Annotated in this window: 22 protein-coding genes and 1 pseudogene; 17 read left to right on the top strand and 6 right to left on the bottom strand. The window is 71.7% G+C overall.

Annotation, left to right across the window (positions count from 1 at the left end; genetic code table 11):
• Positions 1 to 201: pseudogene (locus O145_RS12520) on the bottom strand (helix-turn-helix domain-containing protein); the annotation flags it as partial.
• A gap of 150 nt (positions 202 to 351) precedes the next feature.
• On the opposite strand from O145_RS12520, the gene O145_RS19920 reads away from it, so the two are divergent.
• Positions 352 to 501 (top strand): amidase domain-containing protein, encoded by a 150-nt coding sequence (locus O145_RS19920; protein WP_411265961.1) that lies wholly within the window; start codon positions 352 to 354, stop codon positions 499 to 501.
• On the top strand, positions 473 to 718 hold the full coding sequence (locus O145_RS17565) for an amidase domain-containing protein (RefSeq protein WP_084682599.1): 246 nt from the start codon (positions 473 to 475) through the stop codon (positions 716 to 718). Before O145_RS19920 ends, O145_RS17565 begins: the two co-directional genes overlap by 29 nt.
• Positions 719 to 960: 242 nt before the next feature.
• Here the strand turns inward: O145_RS17565 and O145_RS18310 are convergent, their stop codons facing one another.
• Entirely contained in the window at positions 961 to 1,197 is a 237-nt protein-coding gene (locus O145_RS18310) for a hypothetical protein (RefSeq protein ID WP_156966757.1), read from the bottom strand.
• A 176-nt stretch (positions 1,198 to 1,373) separates the two neighbouring features.
• Between O145_RS18310 and O145_RS19645 the strand changes: the two genes are divergently transcribed.
• The 3 genes from O145_RS19645 (at position 1,374) to O145_RS18315 (ending at position 2,513) form a co-directional block, all read left to right on the top strand.
• Complete coding sequence (locus O145_RS19645) at positions 1,374 to 1,754, top strand: transposase family protein (RefSeq protein ID WP_267489938.1); 381 nt, start codon at positions 1,374 to 1,376, stop codon at positions 1,752 to 1,754.
• Positions 1,751 to 1,966, top strand: coding sequence for a transposase family protein (locus O145_RS19650; RefSeq protein ID WP_267489939.1), 216 nt, complete (start codon positions 1,751 to 1,753; stop codon positions 1,964 to 1,966). The genes O145_RS19645 and O145_RS19650 overlap by 4 nt, the downstream gene beginning before the upstream one ends.
• Before the next feature lie 391 nt (positions 1,967 to 2,357).
• Entirely contained in the window at positions 2,358 to 2,513 is a 156-nt protein-coding gene (locus O145_RS18315; RefSeq protein WP_156966758.1) for a hypothetical protein, read from the top strand.
• Between the two features lie 283 nt (positions 2,514 to 2,796).
• Here O145_RS18315 and O145_RS12530 read toward each other — a convergent pair whose 3' ends face one another.
• Entirely contained in the window at positions 2,797 to 4,527 is a 1,731-nt protein-coding gene (locus O145_RS12530) for a DUF5635 domain-containing protein (RefSeq protein WP_043563527.1), read from the bottom strand.
• 881 nt (positions 4,528 to 5,408) lie between these two features.
• On the opposite strand from O145_RS12530, the gene O145_RS12535 reads away from it, so the two are divergent.
• The 6 genes from O145_RS12535 (at position 5,409) to O145_RS16655 (ending at position 12,767) form a co-directional block, all read left to right on the top strand.
• Positions 5,409 to 5,882, top strand: coding sequence for a hypothetical protein (locus O145_RS12535; RefSeq protein WP_043563529.1), 474 nt, complete (start codon positions 5,409 to 5,411; stop codon positions 5,880 to 5,882).
• A gap of 45 nt (positions 5,883 to 5,927) precedes the next feature.
• Positions 5,928 to 7,697, top strand: a complete 1,770-nt coding sequence (locus tag O145_RS12540; RefSeq protein ID WP_043563531.1) for a hypothetical protein — start codon at positions 5,928 to 5,930, stop codon at positions 7,695 to 7,697.
• 2 nt (positions 7,698 to 7,699) lie between these two features.
• Complete coding sequence (locus tag O145_RS12545) at positions 7,700 to 8,950, top strand: hypothetical protein (protein ID WP_043563533.1); 1,251 nt, start codon at positions 7,700 to 7,702, stop codon at positions 8,948 to 8,950.
• Positions 8,947 to 9,810, top strand: coding sequence for a serine/threonine-protein kinase (locus O145_RS12550; RefSeq protein ID WP_043563536.1), 864 nt, complete (start codon positions 8,947 to 8,949; stop codon positions 9,808 to 9,810). Before O145_RS12545 ends, O145_RS12550 begins: the two co-directional genes overlap by 4 nt.
• Positions 9,811 to 9,819: 9 nt before the next feature.
• Positions 9,820 to 11,373, top strand: a complete 1,554-nt coding sequence (locus tag O145_RS12555) for an AAA family ATPase (protein WP_043563538.1) — start codon at positions 9,820 to 9,822, stop codon at positions 11,371 to 11,373.
• A gap of 338 nt (positions 11,374 to 11,711) precedes the next feature.
• Complete coding sequence (locus O145_RS16655; protein WP_052375125.1) at positions 11,712 to 12,767, top strand: LppP/LprE family lipoprotein; 1,056 nt, start codon at positions 11,712 to 11,714, stop codon at positions 12,765 to 12,767.
• A 121-nt stretch (positions 12,768 to 12,888) separates the two neighbouring features.
• On the opposite strand, the gene O145_RS12565 is transcribed toward O145_RS16655, so the two are convergent.
• Both O145_RS12565 and O145_RS12570 read right to left on the bottom strand, forming a co-directional pair.
• Positions 12,889 to 13,719 carry a hydroxymethylpyrimidine/phosphomethylpyrimidine kinase gene (locus O145_RS12565; protein ID WP_052375126.1) on the bottom strand — a complete coding sequence of 277 codons (831 nt, stop codon included), beginning with the start codon at positions 13,717 to 13,719 and terminating at the stop codon, positions 12,889 to 12,891.
• A gap of 195 nt (positions 13,720 to 13,914) precedes the next feature.
• The gene (locus tag O145_RS12570) at positions 13,915 to 14,529 is read right to left on the bottom strand and encodes an NAD(P)-dependent oxidoreductase (RefSeq protein ID WP_043563539.1); all 615 of its coding nucleotides are present in this window, start codon (positions 14,527 to 14,529) and stop codon (positions 13,915 to 13,917) included.
• 66 nt (positions 14,530 to 14,595) lie between these two features.
• Here O145_RS12570 and O145_RS19335 point away from each other — a divergent pair, with 66 nt between their 5' ends.
• From O145_RS19335 to O145_RS12600, 6 genes are all read left to right on the top strand, one after another.
• Positions 14,596 to 15,243, top strand: coding sequence for a winged helix-turn-helix transcriptional regulator (locus O145_RS19335; RefSeq protein WP_229118553.1), 648 nt, complete (start codon positions 14,596 to 14,598; stop codon positions 15,241 to 15,243).
• 123 nt (positions 15,244 to 15,366) lie between these two features.
• The gene (locus O145_RS12580) at positions 15,367 to 16,842 is read left to right on the top strand and encodes a DUF3375 domain-containing protein (RefSeq protein ID WP_043563541.1); all 1,476 of its coding nucleotides are present in this window, start codon (positions 15,367 to 15,369) and stop codon (positions 16,840 to 16,842) included.
• Positions 16,839 to 17,738, top strand: a complete 900-nt coding sequence (locus O145_RS12585) for a DUF4194 domain-containing protein (RefSeq protein ID WP_084682601.1) — start codon at positions 16,839 to 16,841, stop codon at positions 17,736 to 17,738. Before O145_RS12580 ends, O145_RS12585 begins: the two co-directional genes overlap by 4 nt.
• On the top strand, positions 17,735 to 21,511 hold the full coding sequence (locus tag O145_RS12590) for an ATP-binding protein (protein ID WP_084682602.1): 3,777 nt from the start codon (positions 17,735 to 17,737) through the stop codon (positions 21,509 to 21,511). The genes O145_RS12585 and O145_RS12590 overlap by 4 nt, the downstream gene beginning before the upstream one ends.
• Complete coding sequence (locus O145_RS12595; protein WP_043563543.1) at positions 21,508 to 22,839, top strand: DUF3322 and DUF2220 domain-containing protein; 1,332 nt, start codon at positions 21,508 to 21,510, stop codon at positions 22,837 to 22,839. Before O145_RS12590 ends, O145_RS12595 begins: the two co-directional genes overlap by 4 nt.
• Positions 22,840 to 23,003: 164 nt before the next feature.
• The gene (locus O145_RS12600) at positions 23,004 to 25,067 is read left to right on the top strand and encodes an alpha-amylase family protein (RefSeq protein WP_043563545.1); all 2,064 of its coding nucleotides are present in this window, start codon (positions 23,004 to 23,006) and stop codon (positions 25,065 to 25,067) included.
• Positions 25,068 to 25,310: 243 nt separating this feature from the next.
• On the opposite strand, the gene O145_RS12605 is transcribed toward O145_RS12600, so the two are convergent.
• The coding region (locus O145_RS12605) for an ABC transporter permease (RefSeq protein WP_156966759.1) at positions 25,311 to 25,886 on the bottom strand (576 nt) is incomplete at its 5' end.

The following is a 25,886-nucleotide window of genomic DNA, read 5'->3' on the forward strand; positions in this document are numbered from 1 at the left end:
CCTGTATCTCCGCCATTCCGACAGCCACTCACGTACCGTCCCCTCGGCCCGCTCGACCATCTCCGCGATAATATCCAGGCCGACGCCGCGGGCAGCGTACACAATCGCCTCCGCCTTCATTCTCACCAGCCTGTAGGTGTCTGAACGCTTCTTCCACCTGATGAGGATGTCCCGTTCCTCGTCCGTCATGCCGATCCGCATGAGACTATCCTATACCAGGTGCTCCGCAGACGCCAACCAGGAATCCCGCAGCAGTTGCCCCAGAATGCCATTTTGTTTAATTCCAGCCATACTTCGGCACCAACGGCTGCATTGCCTATGTACAACAACACGAGTCCAGATGTAGCCAGTATGACAGACTACGCTATAACCTGGACAAGCGGGCAGTATAGAGGCGACGAGGTGGAGCACTTTAACCCGGATTATCCTTACTTTGAGAATAACTGCGCCAATTTCGTCTCACAGGTTCTGCATGCCGGTGGGTGGGAGTTGGAACGCTAAGCCAGGAGACTTGCTCTACGTAGACTGGGAGGGTGATGAAGAAATTAACCACGTCATGGTCGTTACGGGCGCGACGCCGGAAGGCGACCCATCAATTACCCAGAAATCGACAAACAGGTCGAACATCTCCCTTCATCACTTGATCTGGCTGGCAGAGCAGGAGGGAATGGATGCGAATGACTTCATTTGGTACGGTCTCCAACGTCAACAGCAGTGAGATCCATATCATATTGAGTAATGTCGGCATGCATCTTGGAGTGGAGTGTAAAATTTGTCCGCAACAATGACGGAGCAGATCGTCGCGTTAGTACTCGGGACTCTGACGGTTATCGCGGCTGTCGCACCTTGGGTGTGGAACCGCCGTGGCGGTCTCAGAGGCTCCATAGTTAAACGGCTCGTAATATCGCTGTCGGCGACGATAGCTGTCGCATATGCCTGTTTGTGGACACAAGCCGACGCTCATACCATGACCGCGTCCGGTGATCGTGCGCTGTGCGGGGGGGGGGTGATCGTGCGCTGTGCGGGGGAGGATATCTTTATATGCTGGACTCCCGTCTCGAACAGCTTGAAGGATTCTCCCATGAATGCATCGTCCAGAGTCGGATTGCTATCGCAGTAATCTTGTCGATAATAATAGCGATTATTGGGCTGGAGCATCTCATGCTGCGCCGATTCGTTACTGGAGGTCGTCAGCACATCAAGACATCCTAGCGCGCGAGCTCGTCTTCGATGTCTGCCAGGCCATCCGTTCCGATGCGGTGAATGCGCCTGTGGCGGGATCTCTCGTCCCGGGGACGTACCGGTGCGTGCACTCGGTCCTGATGCTCCTGCGCCTCAACCTGCTCTAGGCTCTGCCGGCCACCATGGCCAGGGTGTCCCGGCCCACCGCTTCTCGCGTCGTCTCGGCCTGGACGCCCGTGATCGCCCAGGCCCTTCAGGCGAACGTGCCGGTGGTGGAGGACCTGGACCCCACCGCCCGGCTCGTCGTTGATGGCACGCTCCTGCCGTGCTGGTCCTGGAAGGACGGGCCGGATCTGTATCCGGGCAGACACAAGGCCACGGGCCTCGACATCCAGGTCGCCTGCACCCTGACTGGCCGCCTGGCGCGGATCTCGGACCCACTGCCCGGTCGGCTCCATGACACCACGGCCACCAGGGCCGCAGGCCTGCTGGACGTCCCTGACCACGATCTGCCACCAGGAGCGGGGCGACCCGCCGCATCGCTGACAGGGGCTGCATCGGGCTGGGGATGATCACTCCCGGGCGCAAACCACTAGGAAGGCCACTGCCCAAGGCCGACAAGGAACGGAACAGATCCGTCGTCAAGATCCGCTACACGATAGAGCGCACCATCGCCAACCTGAGGACCTGGCGCACCCTGCACACCGACTGCCGCCGCTCTGCCCACACCCTCAAAGACGCCCTCACAGCAGTCCTCGGAATCACATTCACCCACACCCCATGAATAAGTCTCTTTCCATCACTGTCCGAGAAACACCAAGCACTCCGATGAGTGATCCTGACGGAGTGTTGGCCAGGTCGGGCGGGCGGCGGGCCCCGACGTCGACGGAGGTACGTTCACGTTCCAGCGCACTCCAGCGGATCGGCGGCCCCACCGCCCCCGCGCCGAGATCGGTTCGCTTCCGTACCGAGACCGGTCCGGGGTACCGGCCTGACGCCCGCCGGGCGCTGCTGCGCCACTCCGGAACCCATCATCTGTGTCCATGCGCCCACCTCATTGCCCTGTACGAATCTTCACCGCTGCACGGGCAGGAGATCGACCTGATCCTGGAGTGTGAGGACGGCCGGGTGATCGTCGTCGAGGCCAAGGTTGAGGCCGCAAAGCCGCCTCGTCGGTGTCCGCCGCCGATGCCAGGCACCTGCGGTGGCTGGAGGAGAGGATCGGCGACCGTCTGGTGGCCGGCGTCGTCTTGACGACGGACGACCGCGCCCGCCACCTGGGCGGCCGCCCGCGGGCCCTGTCGGTCGCGACGCTGTGGGGGCTCGGCTGAGGCGTCATGAATGTATGTTTTTCCCGTGATCTCGCGGAATGTTGATTTAGGGTAACACTAAATCAACAGGGTTCTGCGGTTCGGGCGGTTCCGTGATGGTTTCGGGTGGGGGCGCTGCGGCGGCTCTGGGTCGGCTCCGTGCTGGCTCCGTGTCGGCCCTGTCCCGGTGGGCAGACAAGATGGCACAATGAGCGATCGGACCGGTCCCGGCGCGGAGTACGACCGACTCCGGCGAGGGCGAGGAGGCGGCGGGGACCGGCCGTGCTCTCGACTCTCGCCGTCCTTACAAGTGCGCGAGTCGGTATGCGGTGGCCCTGCCCGAGCCGATGCGGCGCAGCTCCTGCCGCTCGGCCATGGTCGCCAGGATCTTCTGCGCGGTACCGCGGGAGACGCCCGCCAGCCGCATGAGGTCGCCGGTGCTGATCGTCTCGAAGGCGCGGCACCACTGGCGGGCGGTCGACAGGCACTGCTCGGCCCGTGTCGATGCGTACCCGACGACGTCGGCGAACCAGGGGGCCCTGCGGGCCGGCATGGCGATCCTGCGCGGCCCGTTCCCCAGAAGCCAGGCATCGGCGTACCTCTCGATGAGCGGCGCCTCCGCCACCGTGCACTGAGCGGTCGCCCGCAGGGCGGCACCCGCCCCCTCGGCGTCCGTCTGCAGGGCCGTGGCGACGGCGTCGAACGTGGTGAAGGGGGAGTGCAGGAGGAGATCGACAATGACGGCCACGCGCATGTCCCGCCGTCGGGGCAGCGGGCGGATCTGCTCGAACAGCTCGGCGATCGGCAGAATAGGGTCGCCGCCGACGAGCGTGCACGTCACGTGCGGGCCGGCCTCCTCGACGATGGTGGGCGGCCTGTGTCCGAGGGGGATCATGGCCGTGTACATGCGGTCAACCCCGAGCCCCTGCTTCTCGACCAGGGACAGGGCGCGGAACAGGTCCGCCAGCGCGGGGTAGCGCGCGTGCCGGTTGCTCAGGACGTTCGAGGCGCTGATTCCCCCGGTGAACCCGCCGGGGCTGCGCACCACGAGTGTGGAGTCCAGCGAGATCCAGCGGACCTCGGTGGGCTCGGTCGAGTTCCAGTCGCGGTGAATGACCCCGTTGAGGATCGCCTCCCGCACCGCCGTCTGCGGGACCAGGCGCTGGCGGGGCAGAGCGAACCGGTCAGAGGGCTGCGCCGAGTAGGTGTTGAGCGCGTCCAGGGTGCGCTCGACGACGTCGACCTGCTCCAGCAGCGACAGCGAGGGGTCGGCCTCGATCCGGTTGGTGACAGCGCCGCCGTGGACGTCCAGGACCGTGAGGTCGATGAGCGTCGCCCGTGCCGGCGTGAGGGTCAGGCGCGCCGCCTGCGAGAGGTGGCCGTCGGAGCGGAGCGCTGCGATCCGGCGCAGGATGTCGATACTCGTCTCGGAGTCGTCGGCCTGGAGGCCGGCGCGCGCGAGGACCATGGCTCCCGCGGTCACGGCGTCCGCGGTGAGGGTGGAGCGGTCCGCCATCGAGTCGTGGTCCCGGGCCTGCTCGCGGTGGAGCCACCACTCGGCGCGGTCCACAGGCCTGCACGAGTCGCCGACTCGCCATCGCAGGCGGTCCGAGGTGTCCGGCACCGGCTCGCGGGACTCGGCCACGTACAGGATGAGGACGCGCTGGCCTCCCACGCGTCGCTCCTCGATGTCGGGGGCGACATCGATCGCCCGGTGAATGCGCTGGCGGAGCCAGTCGATGCCCAGCTCGGTCCCCAGAACCGCACCGGTGTCATCCTCGATGCCGAGGATGAGGGCGCCGCCTCCCGGCGAGTTCGCCATGCAGGCGACCTCGTCGGCAAGCTTGGTCGCCGCTATGGGGTTCTCGGTGCCTCCCGGCTCGAGGTTCGGGCCGTTGCGTCGCCCGGCCTCCTCCTTGAAGTCGATGGAGGAGGTCTCGGCGGTCCTGGTGAGGGCGCCGTCCCGTTCCGAGGCGAGGATGACGTCGACGGCGCGGCGCAGCTGGTCCCGGCGGTCCAGACCGGTAGGACGCATCGGATTCTCCCTGTGATCTCGCTGAATGTTGATTTAGGGTAGCACTAAATCAACATGGTTCTGCGATCTGGGCGGTTCCGTGATGGTTTCGGGTGGGGGCGCTGCGGCAGCTCTGGGTCGGCTCCGTGCTGGCTCTGTGCTGGCTCTGTGCTGGCTCCGTGTCGGCCCTGTCCCGGTGGGCCGACAAGTTGGCACAATGAGCGATCGAACCGATCTCGACGCGGAACTGAACCGATCTCGAGCCGGAATACGACCGATCTCGACGCGAGGGGGCGCAGGAGGAGGCGAGCGCGCGAGGGGGCGAGGAGTGGCAAGTTCTGGCCACGTCTGCTGCGCTGAAAACGAGGGACACACGGTCTCCGCCGCTGTATCCTCACCGAGGGTGCCACGGACCCCTGGCGGGGTCGGTCCTGACCGGCTCCCAATCCACCTTCCACTCCCAAGGTCGCCAATGAGTCCTAGCCCCTCGCGGCGCCGTGTCATCGTCACCGGCACGGACGTCTCCCACGCACCCCTCCCGGCGGCCCCGCAGCCGCCGGCTCGCCGGCCGGCACCCGCGGGCCCCGGCGCCCCCGCGCCGAGCCCGCCGCCGTCCGCCATGCCGGTCAGCGCGCCCCCTGTCGTGCTGAATCCCCCTCCCGCCGCGCCGGCCGGGAAGGCGGGCAGGACCCGCCTGCTGGTCGCCGTCGTCGTGCTGGTCCTTCTCGTCGTCGGCGTGGTGGTGGCCGTGACCCGGTGAGGACCCGGTGAGCGGGCGCGCCGCCCGGGGGACGACGTCGTGCGCCCCCGGCCCCGGATACGCGCGGCGACCACGACTGGCAGAGAGACCGTCCCGGGAGACCCGCCCGGCGATCGACCCGGAGACAGACAAGGAGACCACCATGGTGACCCAGCGCCGTCGCATCCAGACCAGAGCGACCGCCGACCTGACGGGCTCGACCGCCCTGGCCCCCGCAACCGTGCCCTCACAGGCGCTGAGGGCGCCCTCCCCGTTCGAGCGCAACCAGCGCCGCCGGCCCCGCTCCGCCGAGCTCGTGCAGGCCGTTCTGAACCTGGACATGACGCAGGACGCCGCCTATCGGGCCGAGCTCATCGACTGGATCGAGGCCGCCTACGCCGAGCGCATGGGCGGGGTCCTCCTGGGCCTGTTCGCCCGCTGCTACCTCGGCGCCCCCTACGTGGACCACCGGCTCACCATCGTCGGCCGCATCCTGGAGCACTACAGCGCCGGCGACGAGGTCCCGACCCCCTTCGACGGCGCCCGCGTCCTGGCTCGGTCGTCCGCCTACGCCTACATCGAGATCTACTCCGACGGCGAGGTCGTCCCCATTGCGGCCGACGGCACTCCCGCATAACCGATTCCCCTACCGCACCGATTCCACCCACCGAAAGGATCTCTCATGGCAGACGGCTATATTGATTTCAGTCCCGTTATCAGGGCTATCGATCAGGCTAACGACAATATTATCACGGTCAATAAAAATATCTCGGTCCTTGGCAACGACCTCGATCGGGTCAGCGATAGAGTCGGCCTTATTGACGACAAGGTGGACAACACTCAGAGCGAGCTGGCCGAGCTGCGCCGTCAGTTCGAGGAGTACGTCAAGCAGGCCGAGCGCACCGCCAACGTCCAGCGCGCCGAGACCAAGGTCGGTACCCTCAAGGCGGACCTGGAGCGCGAGTTCGGCCACTACAAGGTGGTCCGCCGCTCCAGCATCGGTCTTTTGCAGGCCTTCGACGTCGGCAACGTTTCGGAGTCCACGGCCAGCCAGATCAGCGAGGAGCTGATGATCCAGACCCCGCGCTACTGGCTCGCCCCCGCGCTCGTGGCGCTGGCGGCCTGGTCCCGCGACGACAAGGACATCTGCGAGCGCTCGATCACCGAGGCCTACAACCGCAGTCAGGCCAAGACCGCCCTCTTCTTCGCCCTCGTCCTGCGCCGCGAGAAGCGCGAGGCCGAGTCCGTCCGCTGGCTGCACCACTACCTGGCGGCCTGCGATCCGCGGACCCTGACCCGCGAGTTCGCCGTCATCCTGGAGGCCGCCTCCCAGGGGCAGTTCGGGCCCCGGGGCACCCAGCTGGCCCTGACCCAGCTCGCGCAGTGGACCGCCGAGCTGCGCGACAGCCAGGAACTGGTGGCGAACCAGGTCGCCAAGTGGGTCGAGGAGCTCACCGTCAACCAGAAGGTCCTCGACCCCTCCGAGGCACCCATGCTGCGCCGGCTCGCCTCGGCCGAGGACTTCGCCAGGGTCAAGGCGCAGGCGGAGGCGACGACGGCGCTCAAGGCGTGCGCGGAGAAGTACGAGGCCATCAAGGACTCCGAGTTCACCTCCACCGGCGTCATCTCGACGCTCCTGGACGACCTGCTCATCCAGCTCGTCACCGAGTACGACGAGGAGGAGCTGCCCCTGAACCGTGAGGTCGCCTACCAGGACGCGATCATCGAGACGGGAGGCGACCTGGAGCGGGCCCGGACCAAGGCGGACCAGATGATCTCGGTGCTCGACGAGCGCACCGACGCCGTGACGCTCCAGACGAACGCCGCCATCGCCCCCGACAGCCTCGGCGTCTCGGTGCGCACCCAGCAGGTCGCCATCGGCGTGGGCAAGGATGACTTCCGCACGGCGGTGCGCGCGTACACGAAGAACTACCGGTCCCGCCACGTGGACAATGTGACGCTCACCCTGGCGCCTAACCACCACCAGCTCGCCGCGACCTACGGCTTCCGCGGCTTCACGACCTCGACGCAGACCGACGAGGCGGTCATGGCCGGCCAGCTCCGACAGGTCTGGGACGCGACCTTCGCCGCCTACATCCAGAGCGTCACCTTCAAGAACCAGCAGATGATCATACCGATCGGGATCGCCCTGGGGGTCACCCTCATCGCGTTCGTAATCAACCCCTTGGCCGGGCTCCTCGTGGCCCTGATCGCGGGCGGACTGGCCTACTACGTGATCTACCAGGCGCAGAAGGCCGCCCAGGCCAAGGTGAATGAGGCCAATGTGAGGAAGCAGCGCGCCTATGAGGAGTCCTTCACCATGCTCCAGGACGCGCGCGCCGACTTCGACGAGCTCCAGTGGGCCTACGAGGAGCAGGACGCCGACGAGGACGAGCTTTTGAGGGTCATCGACGTCTGGCCCAGCGGCGAGACCAGCGAGAAGGAGAACTGACCATGCCCGAGAGCGCCAGGAGCACCGAGAAGAGCCCTGAGACCACCGAGACCGCCCGGCCCGCCACACCTGAGAGCACGACGCCGGTTCCCCTCCCCGAGCCCCCCGCCCCGCCGGCGGATGCCGCGAAGGCGGAGGCTGAGACCGCTCGGATTCCCCCGGTGCCCGCACCGCCGGCGGAGGCCGAGGACGCGGCGTCGTTCTTAGCGGGGAAGACCATCGAGCTGAAGGTCGCGGATGTGCTCGTCGCGGCGGATGCCGCGCAGACGGAGGCCGGTGACGTCCCGGCGAAGGTGACGGAGGCGGATGTCGACGACGCCCCGGCGGATGCCGCGCAGACGGAGTCGGCTCCGATTCCCCCGGTGTCGGCCCCGCCCGATGCGGCCGAGGCCGGGTCTGCGCCGGCGGCGGAGGCCGCGCGGGCGGAGACTGGGACCGACGACGTCTCGGCGAAGGCTGCGGAGGCAGAGGCCGCGCCGGAGGCTCCGGCCCCCGGGCCGGTGCCCGCTCCGCCCTCGCAGGCGCAGACGGCGACCGTTCCTCCGGTATCGGCCTCGCCCGACCGGGGCGAGGCCGAGCCTGCCCTGGGTCGGGCCGCGGAGGCGGAGGTCGAGACCGTCAAGGCCAGGGAGACGGAGGTCGAGGCCGCCAGGGCCGCTAAGGCGCAGACCGCGGAGGTGGAGATTGCTCCGCTTCCTCCGGTGCCCGCTCCGCCGACGTCGTCGGCCGCCCCCGCCCAGGCGGCCCAGGCGGCTCCGACAGCGGCTTCGGCCCCCGGGCCGGTGCCCGCCCCGCCCGGAGAGGCCGAGACGGCGCCCGTCCCCCGTCCTCCGGTGCCCGCCCCAACAACGTCGCCGGCCGCTCCGACGGCGGGCGCGGCCCCAGCCTCCGGGCCGGCAGCCGCCCCGACGTCGTCGGCCTATGAGGCGGTGCCCGCACCGCCCTCGGCGGCCGGCGCCCCAGTCCCGCCGCCCGGCGCCCCCATCCCGCCGCCCGGCGCTCCGCAGGCTGCGCCGGCGCCCGGCACGACGCCGCTGGTCCGCCGCCCTCGCAGGATGCCCCGCTTCGCGCCGCCGCCGTCCAGGGAGTCCACCGCCGTCATCGACCGCAAGGACCTCCTGGCCCGCACCCGCAGCACCAAGGAGGGCCCGCAGCTCTCCCGGGAGTCGAAGATGGCGGGCAACCTGCCGGCATGGTGCCCTCTGCCTCCGCACGAGCTCATTGTGCGCCGCTCGGCGAGGACCGCCTCATGACGGCCACCGGCAGCAGCGCGTACAAGTCATGGGTCACCACCCTGCGGGCCTGGTCCCGGGACACCTCCGTCAGCCTCGACTCCCTGCCGCCGCTGAACCAGGACTCCTTCAGCCCGACCACCTACAACCGGGTCCTGGACCACATGATCACCGCGATCGGCACCATGATGCGCGGGTGGAATGACAGCTTCACCCGTGACTGGAACGCGGCCCTGGGCGCGGGGGACCTCCACGGCGCGGAGGCCGCCCTCGTGGAGGCCCGCCGTCGGCTCCTGCCCCGGCTCACGCTGGCGAACCACCCCGGCCTGCCCGAGAGGATCCGCACGGCCCTCATGACGGGCCTGCGCAAGGACGTCGAGTCCATCCAGAAGCAGCTGGAGGAGGACATGCAGGACGTCTCCCGGTTCACCACGCCGACCATGCGGCAGCAGCAGGAGCAGCTGGTGCGCCTCGTGCGGACGAACTCCATGGCGCGCATCTTCGACGGCGGGTACGTCGACGGGTCCGCGATCGTCCGGCTCGCCGATCGGGCCGGCGCCTCCGGGACCGTCGGCGGGAACCCGGCCGGGGCGCCCGGATTCGCCGTCGGGGCAGTCGGCGGGGCGCCCGGACCCGCCAGCGGGGCGCCTGTGTCCGTCAATAGAGCCGTGGGGGTGTCCGGGGCCGCTCCCGGACCGGTTGTCGGGAATCCGACCGGGACGCCCGGGCCCCCCGCCGGGCCCGCCGTTGGGGAGCCCGCTCCCGGGGCCACCGTCGGGGAGCCCGTCAACGAGGCCGCACGGGCTCCCGGACCCGCTGCCCCGACAGGACAGACAGGACACCCACGACGGACCGGCCTCTTCGGTCGGCGCTTCCGCTGAGGAGAACACATGGATGGACGACAGGCCGCCGACGAGGTGCGCCGTTTTCTCAAGGCCCGGGTCCCGGTCATTATCATCCGGACCGTCGAGCCGATGCGCGCGCTCGAGATCATCAACCAGATGGCCACCGAGTTCCGGCAGATGCCCTTCTTCTCGTACTCGCGCACCGAGGGGCTGCGGGAGGTGCTTTCGGGCTCGGCCGTGACGGAGGACCACTCCCTGGTGGCCGCGCTGGACCAGGCCCAGCAGACCTTCCGGGCGCGCGCCAACGTGAACTTCGTCTTCACCGACCTGGAGGACCTGGAGAACGACTCCCCGACCTCCCGGCACTTCTCCCAGCTCATCCACCTGGCGGAGCGGAACTCCTGCGCCATCGTCCTCATCGGCGACCGGCCCGTGTGGTCCGGCCTGAGCCGCCTGGGGATGACGACGACGCTGGACGTGCCCACCGTCGAGGAGCTCTACGAGGTCATCGGCTCCACCATCGAGCCCTACCGCATGAGCATGCCGATCGAGTGGCAGGACCTGGAGATCCACCGTGCCGCGGAGATCCTCAGCGGCGTCACGGAGGGGGAGGCCATCAACGTCATCTCCACCCTCCTGGCCAAGGAGGCCGTGCACAACGAGGACCTGGCGGAGCTCAGCCAGTTCAAGGACCGGATCTTCGGGGCCCTGGCGGGGCTCGAGCGCGTCCGCCTCCAGGAGGACTACAGGGTCGGCGGCCTGGAGAATCTCAAGGAGTGGCTGGCGGGCAAGCAGGGCCTCATGACCGGGGACCTGACCGGCTGGGGGGTCCGGCCGCCCAAGGGCGTCCTGCTGTGCGGGGTCCCCGGCTGCGGGAAGTCCCTGTCTGCCAAGGCGATCGCCCAGGAGTGGGAGTTGCCGCTCTACCGGCTGGACATGGCGGCGATCATGGGCATGTACGTCGGCGAGTCGGAGTCGCGGCTGCGCGAGGCCCTGGCGACGGCGGACCGCGCCGCCCCCTGCATCCTGTGGATCGACGAGATCGAGAAGGGGCTGGCCTCCGGCAGCGGCGACAGCTCGGTGACCAGGCGGCTCATCGGGCAGTTCCTGTTCTGGATGCAGGAGTCCACAGCGAAGGCGTTCCTCGTGGCGACGTCGAACGACGTCTCCACCCTGCCCCCGGAGCTGCTGCGCAAGGGGCGGTTCGACGAGGTCTTCTTCGTGGACCTGCCCACCGATGAGGAGCGCGAGGAGATCCTGCGCCTGTGCTTCCGCCGCTACACGCGCTGCGAGCCGACGCTGGACCTGGTGCGGGACCTGGTCGTGCTGACCGAGGGCTTCGCGGGCTCCGACATCGACGCCGTCGTCAACGAGATCGCGGAGATCATGTACACCCAGCAGTCCCGCGTCCTTCCCGACGACCGGACGATCACCCGGCGGTTCCAGCGGGTGGTCCCCTTCTCCCGGTCCAACCCGGAGGATGTGGCCGCGATCCAGCAGTGGGGGCGCACCCGGGCCGTTCCCGCGGGGCGGGCCGAGCGGGCCGACCCGGGGGTGGGGAGCACGACCGGCCGCCGTGTTGTGATGCGCGATCTGTGAGGTGCCGGCAGGCGGGCGGTATTCTTGGTTCTTAGCGCCGTTCTCGCGGCGGCATTGGGAATGCTGGCCGCCGGGGCCTCTGGCGATGAAGCGATGAAGCCTCAATGGAGAGGATGCGAATGCCCGTGTCTGTTCCGTACCTGTACCGCCTCGGCCCGGCGCGCCCATGCACGGGGCCCGCCGCCACCGGGCGGGCCCGTAGACGGGACCTCGCCGCATGCGCCGGCGGCCTCCCGCACCGACAGCTCTGTCAACCTCGATCACCGGAGTCCGACATGTTGATGAAACTCGAGTCCGTCAGACCGTCTTCCGCTGTCCGTGTAAGACGCGGAATACGGGTGCTGCTTGTCATCGCCCTGTCGGCCATGGCGCTGGCGGGGTGCGGATCGTCGCGGTCGTTGAAGGGGGGCGACGCCGGGGCGGACTCGCAGTCCGCCGCGACGGCGTCGGAGTCCGCCGAGGCCACGCCGACCTGCGCCGACCTGACCGGCGAGCAGGCGCTGAAGAAGTGGGGGTCCATGGTTCCCACAGCCTGGAGCGACCTGGCGGCTGACGACCCGCGCAGCTGGGACTTCCAGGGGGCGCCGGTCGATACCTACGACCCGTGCGCGGGGCTGTCGTGGATCACGCTGAGCATTCACGACCCTGCCCTGTCCTCGCCCCGGCAGATCATGCTGTTCCACCACGGGGAGTTCGCCGGTACCGCCACGGCGCGGCCCTACGGGTTCGCGCCGAAGGTCAGCCGGACGTCGGACGACACCCTTTCCGTCACCTACACCTGGGCGCAGGACGGGGAGGAGCCCAAGTCCGCGTCGGGCAGCTGCACGGCGACGTACACCTGGGACGAGAGCTCCGGGGCGGCGACTCAAACGGGCGACCTGCCGCCCGAGAAGGAGCTCACGGCGACCGACCAGGCTCCGGCGCCGGTTCCCGGTGCCTTCCCGGGGGCCGGCGGGCCCAGGCCCGCGAACGCGGTGCCCATCACGGCCTTTTATAATTCGGGTGGGAACACTGGGCCCGCAATTATTGTCACCCCCTCGGGCAATATCGGCTGCGACATCAGCTTCAGTGAGTTCGAAGATACCGGGTGCGGCATACGCAGCTACCTTCAGGACCGTCCTTTTGGAGTTGACGAGATCGGGCACACTCTGTGGTGGGTCGCCGGGTTCAACTCGGGCGGCCAGCCCCATATGGCCATGCGCGGGGGCGCGTCCGCTTATCAGCTGGGCCAGGAGAATCCCCAGCAGTACACGGCTCCTATGGTGGTCGACTACGGGCAGGTTGTGTACTACCGGACCATTGTGTGCGCCTCCGCCGAGAACGGCCTGACCTGCTGGAACACCGATACCGGCCACGGCGCCTTCATGAACCGCCAGACGACCCTCTTCTTCTGACCCCCGACGCATGCTGGCGCGGTTGTCATGGGTTGCATACTCGCATGGGGAGGCGGGTGGCCGGGGCCCGCTCGGGCGTCCCGCGGGCAGCGCCCGGCCGGTTGCTCTCGGCGGCCGGCCCTCAGCCGACGTACCAGCCCTGGTAGACGTAGGTGAAGGGGATGTTGCCGCGCATGCCGATGGAGGCCGAGACGACATCCTTCGCCGTGATGGCGGCCTGCAGCGGCGTCGCGCCCTTGGCCAGCTCGGCGGTCACGGCGGCGGCCAGCGTGCACCCCGCGCCGTGCACCCGCTCAGTCCCCACCGCCGGGACCTCCAGGACCTCCAGGGTCTCGCCGTCATAGAAGACGTCGAGGGCCGTGCCGGTGCCCAGGCTCGGACCCGCCTTGGCGAGCACGTTGGGCACGCCGTGGTCGTGGATGCGCCTGGCGGCGTCCTTGAGGTCGGCCACGCCCGTGATCTCCTCCATGCCGGCCAGGGTCGCCGACTCGAACAGGTTGGGGGTCACCATGGCGGCGCGCGGCAGGATCTTGGAGCGCAGCGCGTCGTCCACTGCGCGGGCTGAGGCGAGCTCCTGGCCCTTGCAGATGAGCACCGGGTCCAGGACCACGTTGGGGAACCGGTACTCCTCCAGGGCCGCATCGACGACGTCGATCGTGGCGGCGGTGCCGAGCATGCCGATCTTGACGGCGTCGATCGCCGTGTGGACGCCCGCGCAGGCCTCGATCTGGTCGTGGATGACCTGCGGGTCCACCGGCACGAAGCGGTGGTCCCAGCCGGCCTTCGGGTCCATGGAGACGATGCAGGTCAGGGCCGTGCAGCCGAAGACGCCCAGCTGGTGGAAGGTCTTGAGGTCGGTCTGGGCGCCGGCGCCGCCGGAGGCCTCCGATCCGGCGATGGCGAGGGCGATGGGCGGAGCGGTCCGCTGGGGGGTGTCGGGCGTGGCTGTCATGCCACTAGCGTGCCCTGCGGCGACGGTCCGCCGCCAATCGGGCCGCCCCGCCGGCCCCGCCGGTGCTTCCAGGTGGTCGAGATAGACATTTTCGTATGAGGTAGACGGTGTCACCGTCTACCTCATACGAAAATGTCTATCTCGACGCGGGGCGGGCAGGCGCCAGGCGCGGGTCGGGGCGCCAGGCGCGGGTGCTCAGGCGCTGGCGACGGTGAAGCGCCTCCCGCGGTGGGCGTCCCGCTCCGCCTCGTCGACCAGGGCGAGGGCCATGTCGGCGGCGGACAGCGTCTCACCGACCGGCGAGTCGGAGCCGCTGACGTAGGCGCCGCTCGACTCCGCGACCGGATAGTTTGGCGCGGGCGAGACCAGGGTCCACGCCACCGCGTTGCCTGCGGCGCGGAAGAGCTCGAGGACCTCGGCCAGGGCCAGGGCCTCGCCCCGGTAGTCCTCGGGGAAGGCGGGGCCGTCCACCAGGCGGCGGCCGTCCGCGTCGAGCAGCGACCCGGCCCCGCCGACGACGACGAGACGGCCGGTCGGCCGCGCCGCGATGAGCGCCGCGAAGGCATCGACCAGGGGCTGGGCCGGCCCGCCCGTGCGGTCGGGGGAGACGGCGATGACGGTGGCGTCGGCGGCGTTGACCAGCTCGACGACGGCGGGGGTGTTGGCGAGGTCGGCGACGACGTCGGCGGCCGCGCCCTCGGCGTGCGTGCCCGAGCGGGTGACCGAGGTGACGGTGTGGCCGCGGCGGGCGGCCTCGGCGACGACGGCCGATCCGGTGGCGCCGCTTCCTCCGATGACGGTGATCTTCATAGATGCTCCTGAAAGCGAGGGTGCGGGGGCGAGTCGCCCGTAGCATCATCATGGTATGTTTCAGATATGAAGTACCTCAAGGTAACTAAGGGGGATGGTGTGTCGCAGCGTGCACGAGACCCGGCGGTCGCGGCCGACCAGGGCGGAGAGGGCGGAAGGGGCGCCGGGAACGCTGGTGGCACCGGAAGCGGCGGGAACGCCGAGGGCGCCAGGGCCGGCGGTGACGGCAGAAGCACCGGAAGCGGGAAGAACGCCGGTGACAGCAGGGTCGCCGGGAGCGGCGGTGATACCGGGAGCGCCAGAAGCGCCAGGACCAAGCGCGGCCCCCTCGGCGCCCCTCTCAATGACTACGACATCCTGGCCCCGGCCTGCCCCTCGCGCACGGTGCTGCGGCACGTCGTCGACCGGTGGACGCCGCTCGTCGTCGCCGTCCTGGCTCGCGGCCCGCACCGCTTCGGCGAGCTGCGCGCCGCCGTCGGCGGCATCACCCCCAAGGTGCTCACCGAGACCCTGCGCTCCATGGAGCGAGACGGGCTCGTCACCCGCGACCAGGCGCCCGGCGTGCCGCCGCGCGTCGACTACGCGCTCACCCCGCTCGGCACCACCCTGGCCGAGCCCATGGGCGCCCTGCGGGCCTGGGCCGAGGGACACGCCGAGGAGGTCCTGGACAACCGGGCCCGGTACGACGCCGTCGTGCGCGACGGCGCGCGATGAGACGGCCGATCGCCGAGCGAGATCCACCCCCGCACCGGTGGTAGTCGCTACGCTCGTACCGGTAACGGTCCGGCAACGGGCGGGCGCCCCGAGCCGGCGAGGCGCACAACGAGGAGGTGGGCGATGGGAACCCAGGGCGTCGTCGCGGACGCGCTCCGGCTCACGCGCCTGGCGCGCGAGGACCCGGGCCTGGCCCTCCTGCGCACCGACCTGGGCCCCATGGCCGCCGCGATCCTCGCCGAGCACCTGGGCGGGCAGGTGCGCCGCAGGCCCGTGGCCGAGCTCCACGAGCTGGTCGATGAGGACCTGACCGCCCTGCGCGAGGCGGGCGTGGAGGCCTCGCGCATCGCCCGGGCCTACTGCGACCAGTGGCGCCGAGCCGGTGTCCTGGTGCGCTCGGCCGCCCCCGGCGCCCGGGAGGAGACCTACGAGCTGTCCGCCCCCGCCGAGGCCGCCATCCGCTTCCTGGTGCACTCCGAGCGCCCCCGCGCCGTCGTCACCCAGTCGCGCCTGGCCACCATCTCCGCGCAGGTGAGCCGCCTGGCCCGCGACTCCGACCCCACCGCCTCGGGGCGCCTGAGCGCCCTGCGCGCCGAGCGCGACGCCCTGGACGCCGAGATCGCGCGGGCCGAGGCCGGCGAGTTCACCCCGCTCGACGGGCCGGAGGCCGCCGAGCGCCTGGCCGAGATCGTCGCCCTGGCCGAGCAGATCCCCGGGGACTTCGCCCGCGTGCGCAACGAGATCACGGTCCTCAACCGCTCCCTGCGCGAGCGCATCGTCTCCCTGGACTCCTCGCGCGGGGAGGTTCTCGACGACGTCTTCCGCGGGGTTGACCGCATCGAGAGCTCGGAGGCCGGCCGCTCCTTCCTCGGCTTCCACGAGCTGCTCATGGACCCGGAGTCCTCCGCCCGCCTGGACGAGGACCTGGAGACGGTCCTCGACCGCGACTTCACCGCCCGCCTGCCGGACGCCGACCTGCGCTTCCTGCGCCGCTGGCGCTCCGCCCTCGCCCAGGAGTCGGCCTCGGTGCGCCGCACCATGACCGGCCTGTCCCGCTCACTCAACCGCTTCGTCAGGTCGCGCGCCTTCGAGGAGCACCGCAGGCTCGGCGCCGAGCTCGCCGAGGCCCAGCGCCTGGCCGCCCGCGTCGCCGCCCACACGCCCCCGCAGACCCAGCTGGGCGTCGACCTTGCACTCACCAGCGTCCCCATGGCCTCCATCGGCTCGTGGCGCATGCGCAACCCCGCCGACACGGCCGTCACCGAGGAGATCCGCAGCCACGAGGCCGCCCGCCTCGACCTGGAGGAGGTGCGCCGGGTCGTGCGCGCCAGCGAGATCGACCTGGCCGAGCTCGTCGACTCCGTCGAGGCGGTCCTGGCCGAGCGCGGCGCGGCCACCGTCGGGGAGGTCCTGGCCGGCCGCCCCGCCACCCAGGGGCTGGCCAGCGTCGTGGGCCTGCTGCTCCTGGCCCGTCGTCGGGGCCAGGAGGTCGCCGGGGACGAGTCCGTGGCCTGGACGACCTCCAGCGGCCGGCGGCGCTCGGCCCGCATCCCCCGCTTCCTGTTCACCGACCGCACCGAGAAGTCAGGAGACGCATGAGTGCCCATGTCGCACCGGCCCAGGACGCATCGGGTCAGGACCCGCCGGCTCAGGCCGGAGGCGCCAACCCCGGCGCGCTGTGGGACGGCGACCCGGGCTCGCTGCCCCGAGGCACCCGGCGCACCCTCGTGCGCCTCCTCCAGGGGCCCTACCTCACCGCCGAGCTCCACCCCGAGCTGTGGAACTCCCTGCTGGCCGACGAGGCCGCCATACGACGCCGTCTGGGCGACCTCTTCCTGGAGCTCGTCCTGGACCGGGAGGCGGGCCTGGCCTTCACCCGCAACGCCCACGACCCCACCGGCGAGTCCCCCTCGGTCATGCGCACCCTGCCGCTGACCCTGGTCGACACCGTCCTGCTGCTCCACCTGCGCACCCTGCTGCTGCGCACGACGACGCCGGGCGAGCGCGTCTTCGTGGACCGCGGCGAGATTGACGACCACCTGGCCGTCTACCGCCCGCACGTGTCCACCGACCACTCCGGGTTCATGCGCCGCGTGAGCTCCTCGATCGACAAGCTCAAGCGGGCCTCCCTCCTGCGCGAGACCGACGTGCCCGAGCGCTACGAGATCTCCCCGGTGCTGGCCCTGGTCTTCTCCGCCGACGAGGTCGCCGCCGTGGCCGCCGAGTACCGCCGGCTGCTGGGCGAGGACGGCGGCGGGGACGACGGAGCCGGGAATGCCTCGGACGGCGGCGGGGACGGCCGGGCCGACGGCGGCGGGGAGGGCGGCTCCCTCGACGACGGCGCCGGCCCCTCCGGCGGAGGGCCCCGGGCCAATGGCGGCGGCACCTCCGACGCCGGACGCCGGGCCGCCGGTCCCGGACGCCGGGCCGCCTCCCCGCAGGAGGCCGGCGGCCCGGGCGATGAGGGCGCACCGGGGGAGAGGAGCGAGTCATGAGCCTGGCAGCAGGCCCAGCCGGTGCGGCAGCAGGCCCGGCTTCCGCAGCAGGCCCGGCTTCCGCAGCAGGCCCGACGACCGGCCCGACCGGCCCGGCAGCCGCTTCCCTGCCCGCACCGCAGACCGACTCCCAGCACCGCCTGGCCCGCATCCAGGTCTACAACTGGGGCACCTTCTCCGGCCACCACGACCTGACGGTCCCGCGCGGCGGGCTCCTGCTGACCGGCCCCTCGGGCTCGGGGAAGTCCTCCCTGCTGGACGCCCTGTCCGCCGTCCTCGTGCCGGCCAAGAACCTGCGCTTCAACGCGGCGGCCCAGGAGTCCTCCACAGGCGACCGCTCCCGCTCCGTGCTGAGCTACGTGCGCGGCGCCTACCGGCGCAGCGCCGACGAGATCACCGGCGAGGTCGTCACCGACTACCTGCGCCCGCGCGCCACCCGCAGCGGCATCGCCCTGACCTTCACGCGCCTGCGCCCCGAGGAGACCATCACCCTGGTCAAGCTCTACCACGCCAGGCAGGGCTCGGCCTCCGCCGACTCGGTGACCCAGACCCAGCTGCTCGTCGAGGGCGGCATTGACCTCACCGACCTCATGGAGTACCTGGCCAACGGCATCGACAAGCGCGCCCTGAGCCGCGACCTGAAGGGGCGCGCCACCCGCTTCGAGCGCTACGAGGCCTTCGCCGCCCGCTTCAGACGGCGCCTGGGCCTGTCCGGCGAGGTCGCCCAGCGCCTGCTCCACCGCACCCAGTCCGCCAAGAACCTCTCCAGCCTGGACACCCTCCTGCGCGACTTCATGCTCGACGAGCCGGACACCTTCGCCATGGCGGCCGCCGCCGTCGAGCAGTTCGCCGAGCTGCGCGAGGCCCACGCCTCCGTCGTCGAGGCCCGCAACCAGGAGGCGCTGCTCTCCCCGCTGCGCGCCCTCGAGGAGCGCATCGCCGAGGCGCGCCGCAGCCAGGAGCGCACCGAGCAGCTGCGCGCCGCCATCGACCCCTACCTGGAGCGGCTCAAGACGACCCTCCACGAGCAGACCGCCGACACGGCCCGCCGCGCCCTGGACCGCCTCGCCGACGAGCTCGCCACCGCCCGCCGCTCCGAGGCCGACGCTCGCCGGGAGCGGGAGGCCGCCTGCCTCGCCCTGGCCGGCGGCGTCGGGGAGGACCTGCCGGCCCTGGACGCCCGCCTGGAGGCGGCCCGCCAGACCGTCGAGCACATCGCCCAGGCCCGGGGCTTCCTCGACGCCCAGCTGAGCATCCTGGGCGCCTCCACGCCGGGGGAGGGCGCCGCCTTCGCCGAGCTGCAGCGCACCGCGGCGAAGGAGATCGAGCGCGCCGAGCGCGCCGAGGGCGAGCAGGACGATGCCCGCAGCGCCCTGCGCGCCGAGCAGATCGCCCTGGTCGAGCAGCGCCGCGAGCTGCGCGAGCGCGCCGAGCAGGTCACCGCCTCGCGCTCGGCCATGAGCGCGGACCTGCTGCGCGCCCGGGACACCATCGCCCACGCCGTCGGGCAGGCGCCCGCCGCCCTGCCCTTCGCCGGGGAGGTCCTCGAGCTCGTCCCCGGGCAGGAGGAGTGGCGCGTCGCCGTCGAGACTGTCGTCGCCCCCTTCGCCCGCACCATGCTCGTCCCCGAGCACCTCTACCGGAAGGTCGCCGACGCCGTGGACGCCAGGAGGCTGCGCGCCCGCCTCGCCTACGAGCGCATGGCCCCCGCCCGGCGCGTCCGCCCCGTGGGCGCCGACGCCCTGGCCCGCCGCATCCGGCCCCGCCCCGGCTCCGAGCACGCCGGGTGGCTCGACGCCGAGATCATGCGCCGCTTCGACCACGCCTGCGTCCGGGACGCGCGCGACCTGGTCGGCCTGGACCGGGGGGTCACCCGCGTCGGGCAGGTCAAGTCCTCGCGCACCAGCCACCTCAAGGACGACCGCCGCGACCTGACCGACCCGCGCAACTGGACGGTCGGAGTCGACCCCGCCGAGCGCCTCGACCAGGTCGTCGCCGAGGGCCGGCGGGTCTCGGCCCGCCTGGACGCCATTGACGTCGAACTCGCCGCGCTGGACCGGGCGCGGTCGGCCGCCCGGGAGCGCCGCGACGCGTGCCTGCGCATCCTGGAGGCCGCCTGGGAGCAGGTCGACATCGACGGCGCCCGGGCCCGCGAGGCCGACCTGGTCGCCCAGCGCGCCCGCGCCGCGGAGGCGCTGCCGGGCCTGGCCGAGCTCGAGTCGCGCGCCGCGGCCGCGTCCCTGGCCGAGGACAGGGCCAGGGACGCGGTCCTCCGGCTCGCCGGGGAGGAGCAGGTCCAGCGCTCGCGGCTGGAGGACGCCGAGGCCGCTCTGGCCGGGATCGCCCGACGACGCCGGGAGCGGGAGGAGGAGCGGGTGCGCGCCGAGGCCGCCGGCGGGGCCGGTCGCTCCGGCGGGGCCCGCTTCGACGGCGGGGCCCGCGGGGCCGGCCGGCGCGATGAGGGCCGAGGGGCCCGCTCCGGCGGTGCCCGTGCCGACGTTGCCGGCCCCCGCTGGTCCGACCTTCCCCAGGCGCAGCGGGAGGCCCTCTTCGCCGACCTGGAGCAGCGGTTCCGCTCGCGCCGCCGCCACGCGGGGCTGGCGGAGGTGGACACCACCGCCCGCGAGGTCGAGCAGCAGATCGCCTACGAGAACCAGCGCGCCTCCCAGGCCGAGAGCCGCGGCCTGGGCGAGGCCCGCGCCATTATGGTGCGCTTCTCCGAGCGCTGGCCCGTCCCGGGCAGCGAGGTGCGCCCGGAGGCGGCCTTCCTGGGCGACTACCTCGACCTGCTGGACCGCCTCCAGAGCGACGGCCTGCCCCGCTTCGAGCGCCGCTTCGCCGAGCTCCTCCACAACCAGTCCCGGCAGAACGTCGGCCAGCTCGCCAGCGAGGTGCGGCGCGCCGTCAGCCAGGTCAGGAGCCGCATCGGCCCGGTCAACGACGCCCTGCGCGCCACCGAGTACTCCCCGGGCCACCACCTGCACATCGAGGTGGCCGAGCGGCGGCTGCCCGTCGTCCACGACTTCCTGACGGACCTGGCCACCATCGCCGCCGGCAGCCTCGACCTGGCCGACGAGACCACCGAGGAGGCCGAAGCGCGCTTCGCCGTCCTCAACTCCGTCATGACGCGCCTGGGCTCGACCGACCCCCGCGACGAGACGTGGAGGCGCCAGTGCCTGGACACCCGCCTGCACGTGTCCTTCACCGCCGTGGAGCGCGACGCCTCGGGCATCGCCGTCGACTACTACGAGGGGGCCGCGGGCCTGTCGGGCGGGCAGCGCCAGAAGCTCGTCGTCTTCTGCCTGGCGGCCGCGCTGCGCTACCAGCTCACCGAGCCCGGGCAGGCGCTGCCCGGGTACGCGCTGGTGGTCCTCGACGAGGCCTTCGACAAGACCGACGCCGAGTTCACCCGGGCCGGCCTGGACGTCTTCCGCGGCTTCGGCTTCCAACTCCTCCTGGCCACGCCCATGAAGATGCTCCAGACCCTGGAGGACCACGTCGGGGGCGCCGCCATGGTCACCAACTCCCCGGCCGGCGACGACTCCCGCCTGGCCGCCGTCCTGTTCGACGGGCCGAACGAGGCCGAGCTGCGGCCCGCGGGCCCGGTCACCCGCACCACGCCGGCGGTTCGGGCCCGGCAGGCGGCCGAGGAGGCGCCCGCCGGGAGCAGCGCCCGCAGCGCGCACCGGGCGTCCTGGGCTCCCGCCGCCCCCGGGGCGGGAGCCCCGCCGGACGCCGGCGACCTCTTCGAGGCCCTCGCCGAGAAGACGTGAGGACCCCGCAGGACCTGCGCTCCCGGGCCGCGGCGGCCTACCGGCGGTCGGCGGCCGCCTGGGCAGTCGACCCGGAGGCGGCCGAAAGCGCGCGACTCGTGCTCGGGCTCGCCCCGCCCACCGAGCGCGAGGCCCTGGCCGGCGCCCAGGCCGTCGCCGACTGGGCGGCGGCCTGGCGGGTGCGGGAGGCCGGCCGCGACGTCGTCGTCGAGCGCCGTACGCGCAGCTGGGCCTCGCTGGGGGCGCAGCAGGTCCCCGTGCGGGCCGTGCTCACGGGCGCCGACGCCATCGCCTCGGCTGCCGGGCGCGCGGACGACTGGGCGCGCGCCCGCGACCGCGCGGCCCGGCTGCTCGCCCTGGGGCGGGCGCACGGGGCGGGAGGCGGAGCGGAGCGGACGGCGCTCGCGGCGGCGGTGCGCTCGGTCATAGGGGCCGTGGCCTCCTACGAGAACGACGACGTCGAGCGCCTGCTGGCCGCCCTGGCCTGGCTCGCCGACAACGACGCCTCGGGCCTCTACCTCAGACAGATCCCCATCGCGGGCATGGACTCCAAGTGGCTGGAGCGCCACAGGCGGGTCCTGCGCGTCCTCGTGCCGGTGCTGCGCGGGCTGGACACCCGGGCCGGGGCGAACGGTCCCGCGGGCGCGCCCGGCCCCGCTGGGCCCGGCGGCCTGGAGGAGGCGCTCGGGCTGCGGCCGCTGCCCGCCGTCTGCCGCATCCGCCTGCTCGACCGCGGTCTCGTCCCCGGGGCGCCGCGGGACATGAGCGCCCCGATCGAGCAGATCGACCGTCTCTGGGCGGCGCCGTCGGCCGGTGCCGCGCCACCGATCCCGGCTGCACAGCGGGCGGCAGCACTGCCGCCGCACCCGCCGGGCGGGCCGGAGGCGGTCGTCGTCGTGGAGAACCTGGCGACCTTCCTCGCCCTCGAGGAGCGCCCGGGCGCCGTGGCGGTGTGGGGGCACGGCTACTCGGCCGCTGCCCTGGCGCGGATCGGCTGGCTGCGCGGGGCACGCACCCTGGTCTACTGGGGGGACCTCGACGTCGATGGGCTGCGCATCCTGGCCGCGCTGCGCACCGCGGCGCCCCGCGCCCGCTCCCTGGCCATGGACGGGGAGACCCTGCGGCGGTGGCGGCACCTGGCCGTCACCGACCCCGGCTCGGGCGCTGGGAGCCCCTCGGGCGCCGCCTCACTGCGCCCGCCGGACCGGCTGACCGCGCCCGAGCGGGAGGCCTGGGAGATGCTGGTGGACAGGGGGCTGCGCCTGGAGCAGGAGCGCCTCGCCTGGGACTGGGCCTGCGTACGGCTCGACGCCGCCCTGCGGGCGTAGCGTCGCTTACTACGCTCCCTTGTCCCTTACTACGCTCCTTTTCCTCGTACAGTAAGGAACAAAGGAGCGTAGTAAGCGTCCTGGGGGCGGCGGGATCGATGTTCGGGCCAACTCACGGCCCCGAAAACCTGCCAAACGATGATCACATCGGCCACTATGGGACCATGAGCGCCACCACACCCGCCCCTGCCGCACCTGAGTCCACCTGGTCCGACCGCAGCACCGCCGCCGCAATCCCCGGCGAGGTCCGCGACGCCGTCGACGCCGTCCTGTCCGGCTCTGACCTCGCCCGCTCCGAGCGCGAGGTCCTCACCACCCGGATCGAGCGCTGGTACCCCGACGTCGCTGACGGCCTCACCACGCTCTACGGCGAGCCTGTCGCCACGCGCACCGCCGCCAAGCTGCTCGCCGAGGCCGCCCGCGCCTATGTCGAGCGCATCCCGGAGCTGCGCCACCTCGACCTGGCCCGCACCCTCGACCCGACCTGGGTCCAGGACCCCTCCCGCATCGGCTACGCCGGGTACACCGAGCGCTTCGCCGGCGACCTGCGCGGCGTCATGAAGCGCATCCCCTACCTGCGCGAGCTGGGCGTGTCCTACCTCCACCTCATGCCCCTGCTCACCCCGCGCCCGGGAGACTCCGACGGCGGCTACGCCGTGGCCGACTACCGCTCCGTGCGGCCCGACCTGGGCGACATGGACGACCTCGCCGACCTGACCGCGGAGCTGCGCCGCGACGGCATCAGCCTGGTGATCGACCTCGTCCTCAACCACGTCGCCGCCGAGCACGAGTGGGCCGAGCGCGCCCGGGCGGGTGAGCAGCGCTACCGCGACTACTTCTTCGTCTACCCCGACCGCACCGAGCCCGACGAGTACGAGCAGACACTCCCGGAGATCTTCCCCGACTTCGCCCCCGGCAACTTCACCTGGAACGACGAGATGGGCGGCTGGGTCTGGACGACCTTCAACTCCTTCCAGTGGGACCTCAACTGGCGCAACCCCCACGTCATGGAGGAGTTCGTCTCCATCATTATGAACCTGGCCAACAGGGGCGTGGAGGTGCTGCGGCTGGACGCCATCGCCTTCACCATCAAGCGCAAGGGCACCGACTGCCAGGGGCAGCCCGAGGTCCACGCCATCACCGAGGTGCTGCGCGCCATCACCCGCATCGCCACCCCCGCCGTCGACCTCAAGGCCGAGGCGATCGTCGCCCCCACCGAGCTCCTCCAGTACCTCGGCCAGGGCAAGTACACGGGCAAGGTCTCCGACCTCGCCTACCACAACTCCCTCATGGTCCAGATCTGGTCCATGCTCGCCACCCGCAGCGTCACGCTCGCCGCGCACGCCCTGGACGCGCTGCCCGTCGAGCCGCCCACGGCCACCTGGATCACCTACATCCGCTGCCACGACGACATCGGCTGGGCCATTGGCGACGCCGACGCCGAGGCGGTCGGCCTCAACGGCTACTGGCACCGCGTCTTCCTGGCCGACTGGTACCGCGGCACCTACCCCATGAGCGACGCCCGCGGCCTGGTCTTCCAGTACAACCCGGTCACCAACGACCGCCGCATCGCCGGCACCGCCGCGAGCCTGATCGGCATCGAGGCCGCCGCCGAGGCGGTCGAGGGCATTGACGAGTCCACGCCCGCCTGGAAGGAGGAGGAGCTGCGCACCTGGCTGGAGGAGCGGTTCAACGCCCTGCGGCTGGCCAACGCCATTATCTACGGCTGGGGCGGGGTGCCGGTCATCTGGAGCGGCGACGAGCTCGGCCAGTTCAACGACCCGAACTGGGACACCGAGCCGGGCCACGAGTCCGACTCGCGGTGGTCGGGGCGCCCCGTCCTGGACGAGTCCCGCGTGGAGCACCGCCACGACCGCTCCACCGTCGAGGGGCGCGTCTTCACTGACCTGGCGCACCTGGGCGAGGTGCGGGCGAGCCTGCCGCAGCTGAGCGCCAACGTGCGCACGGTGGTCGCCCCCGTGGACGACGAGGGCGTGCTGGTCACCTACCGCGACCACCCGCGCGGCTCCTTCGTCGGCGTGTACAACGTGACCCCCGACTGGCGCAGCGTGCCGGCCTGGCGGCTCGCCGAGTACGGGGTGCTGGGCGCCGTCGACATGCTCACCGGCACTGTCCCGGCCGACTCGACGACGCTCGAGGGCTCCGGCGACGGGCAGGTGCCCGTGCCCCCCTACGCCGCCTGGTGGCTGGTGCGCTCGACCGACTGAGCGCCGGGTGATCGGCCGGGGCCCATCCGAGTGGTGCGCTCGGATGGGCCCCGGCCTGCCCCCGCCCAACGGGATGCCCGCCCCTTCGCCGAGATCGGTTCACCTCCGCGTCGAGATCGGTCCTGGTGCGAGCGGGGGCCAGGGCCGCCTGGGCTGCTGCTCCGTGTTGAGGGTGCGCGGGCCCCGCAGCCTCCGCACCGCGGGTGATGTGCCGCTGGCTGCACCGGACGGCGTCGGGCTGTGTCAGCGGCGTCCTCGGCGGGCCAGGCCGATGTAGCAGGCGATCATGCAGACCAGGCCGATGAGCGTGAGGAACCCGTAGTCGGTCAGCCACTGCCGCTTGGTGTGCTCCCACAGGTCGTCGGCGCGGTAGGGGATGATCTCGTTCATGGCGATGGTGGAGGAGGCCATGGCGTAGCCCCAGCGCGCGGGCATGAGCCAGGACAGCTGCTCGAACACGGCCCGCCCAGCGACCGGGACCACGCCGCCGGCCAGGACCAGCTGGCCCATGATCGAGACCACCAGCACCGGCATGACCTGCTCGGAGGAGGACACGAACGCCGAGACCGCCAGCCCCAGCAGGCCCGAGGCGAAGGCCACCGCCCAGCAGCACACCGCCAGCTCCAGGCCCGGGCTGCCCAGCAGCACCGCACCGGAGGGATGCTTGTTCAGCGCCAGGGCGATCCCCATCATCAGCACCGTCTGCACCGTGACGATCAGCCCCAGCACAATCATCTTCGCCACCAGGTAGGCGCCCGCGCGCAGCCCCACCGCCTTCTCCCGCAGGAACACGTCCCGCTCCCCCACCAGCTCACGAAT

This window comes from Actinomyces israelii DSM 43320 (assembly GCF_000711965.1).
Taxonomy (GTDB): Bacteria; Actinomycetota; Actinomycetes; order Actinomycetales; family Actinomycetaceae; genus Actinomyces; species Actinomyces israelii.

Bases quoted from the DNA above. Each gene is read 5' to 3' on its own strand.
- O145_RS19920 (WP_411265961.1), top strand. From the start codon at position 352: ATGACAGACTACGCTATAACCTGGACAAGCGGGCAGTATAGAGGCGAC.
- O145_RS17565 (WP_084682599.1), top strand. From the start codon at position 473: ATGCCGGTGGGTGGGAGTTGGAACGCTAAGCCAGGAGACTTGCTCTAC.
- O145_RS19650 (WP_267489939.1), top strand. From the start codon at position 1,751: ATGATCACTCCCGGGCGCAAACCACTAGGAAGGCCACTGCCCAAGGCC.
- O145_RS12530 (WP_043563527.1), bottom strand. From the start codon at position 4,527: ATGCGTCCTACCGGTCTGGACCGCCGGGACCAGCTGCGCCGCGCCGTC.
- O145_RS12535 (WP_043563529.1), top strand. From the start codon at position 5,409: ATGGTGACCCAGCGCCGTCGCATCCAGACCAGAGCGACCGCCGACCTG.
- O145_RS12540 (WP_043563531.1), top strand. From the start codon at position 5,928: ATGGCAGACGGCTATATTGATTTCAGTCCCGTTATCAGGGCTATCGAT.
- O145_RS12545 (WP_043563533.1), top strand. From the start codon at position 7,700: ATGCCCGAGAGCGCCAGGAGCACCGAGAAGAGCCCTGAGACCACCGAG.
- O145_RS12550 (WP_043563536.1), top strand. From the start codon at position 8,947: ATGACGGCCACCGGCAGCAGCGCGTACAAGTCATGGGTCACCACCCTG.
- O145_RS12555 (WP_043563538.1), top strand. From the start codon at position 9,820: ATGGATGGACGACAGGCCGCCGACGAGGTGCGCCGTTTTCTCAAGGCC.
- O145_RS12565 (WP_052375126.1), bottom strand. From the start codon at position 13,719: ATGACAGCCACGCCCGACACCCCCCAGCGGACCGCTCCGCCCATCGCC.
- O145_RS12570 (WP_043563539.1), bottom strand. From the start codon at position 14,529: ATGAAGATCACCGTCATCGGAGGAAGCGGCGCCACCGGATCGGCCGTC.
- O145_RS19335 (WP_229118553.1), top strand. From the start codon at position 14,596: ATGAAGTACCTCAAGGTAACTAAGGGGGATGGTGTGTCGCAGCGTGCA.
- O145_RS12580 (WP_043563541.1), top strand. From the start codon at position 15,367: ATGGGAACCCAGGGCGTCGTCGCGGACGCGCTCCGGCTCACGCGCCTG.
- O145_RS12585 (WP_084682601.1), top strand. From the start codon at position 16,839: ATGAGTGCCCATGTCGCACCGGCCCAGGACGCATCGGGTCAGGACCCG.
- O145_RS12590 (WP_084682602.1), top strand. From the start codon at position 17,735: ATGAGCCTGGCAGCAGGCCCAGCCGGTGCGGCAGCAGGCCCGGCTTCC.
- O145_RS12600 (WP_043563545.1), top strand. From the start codon at position 23,004: ATGAGCGCCACCACACCCGCCCCTGCCGCACCTGAGTCCACCTGGTCC.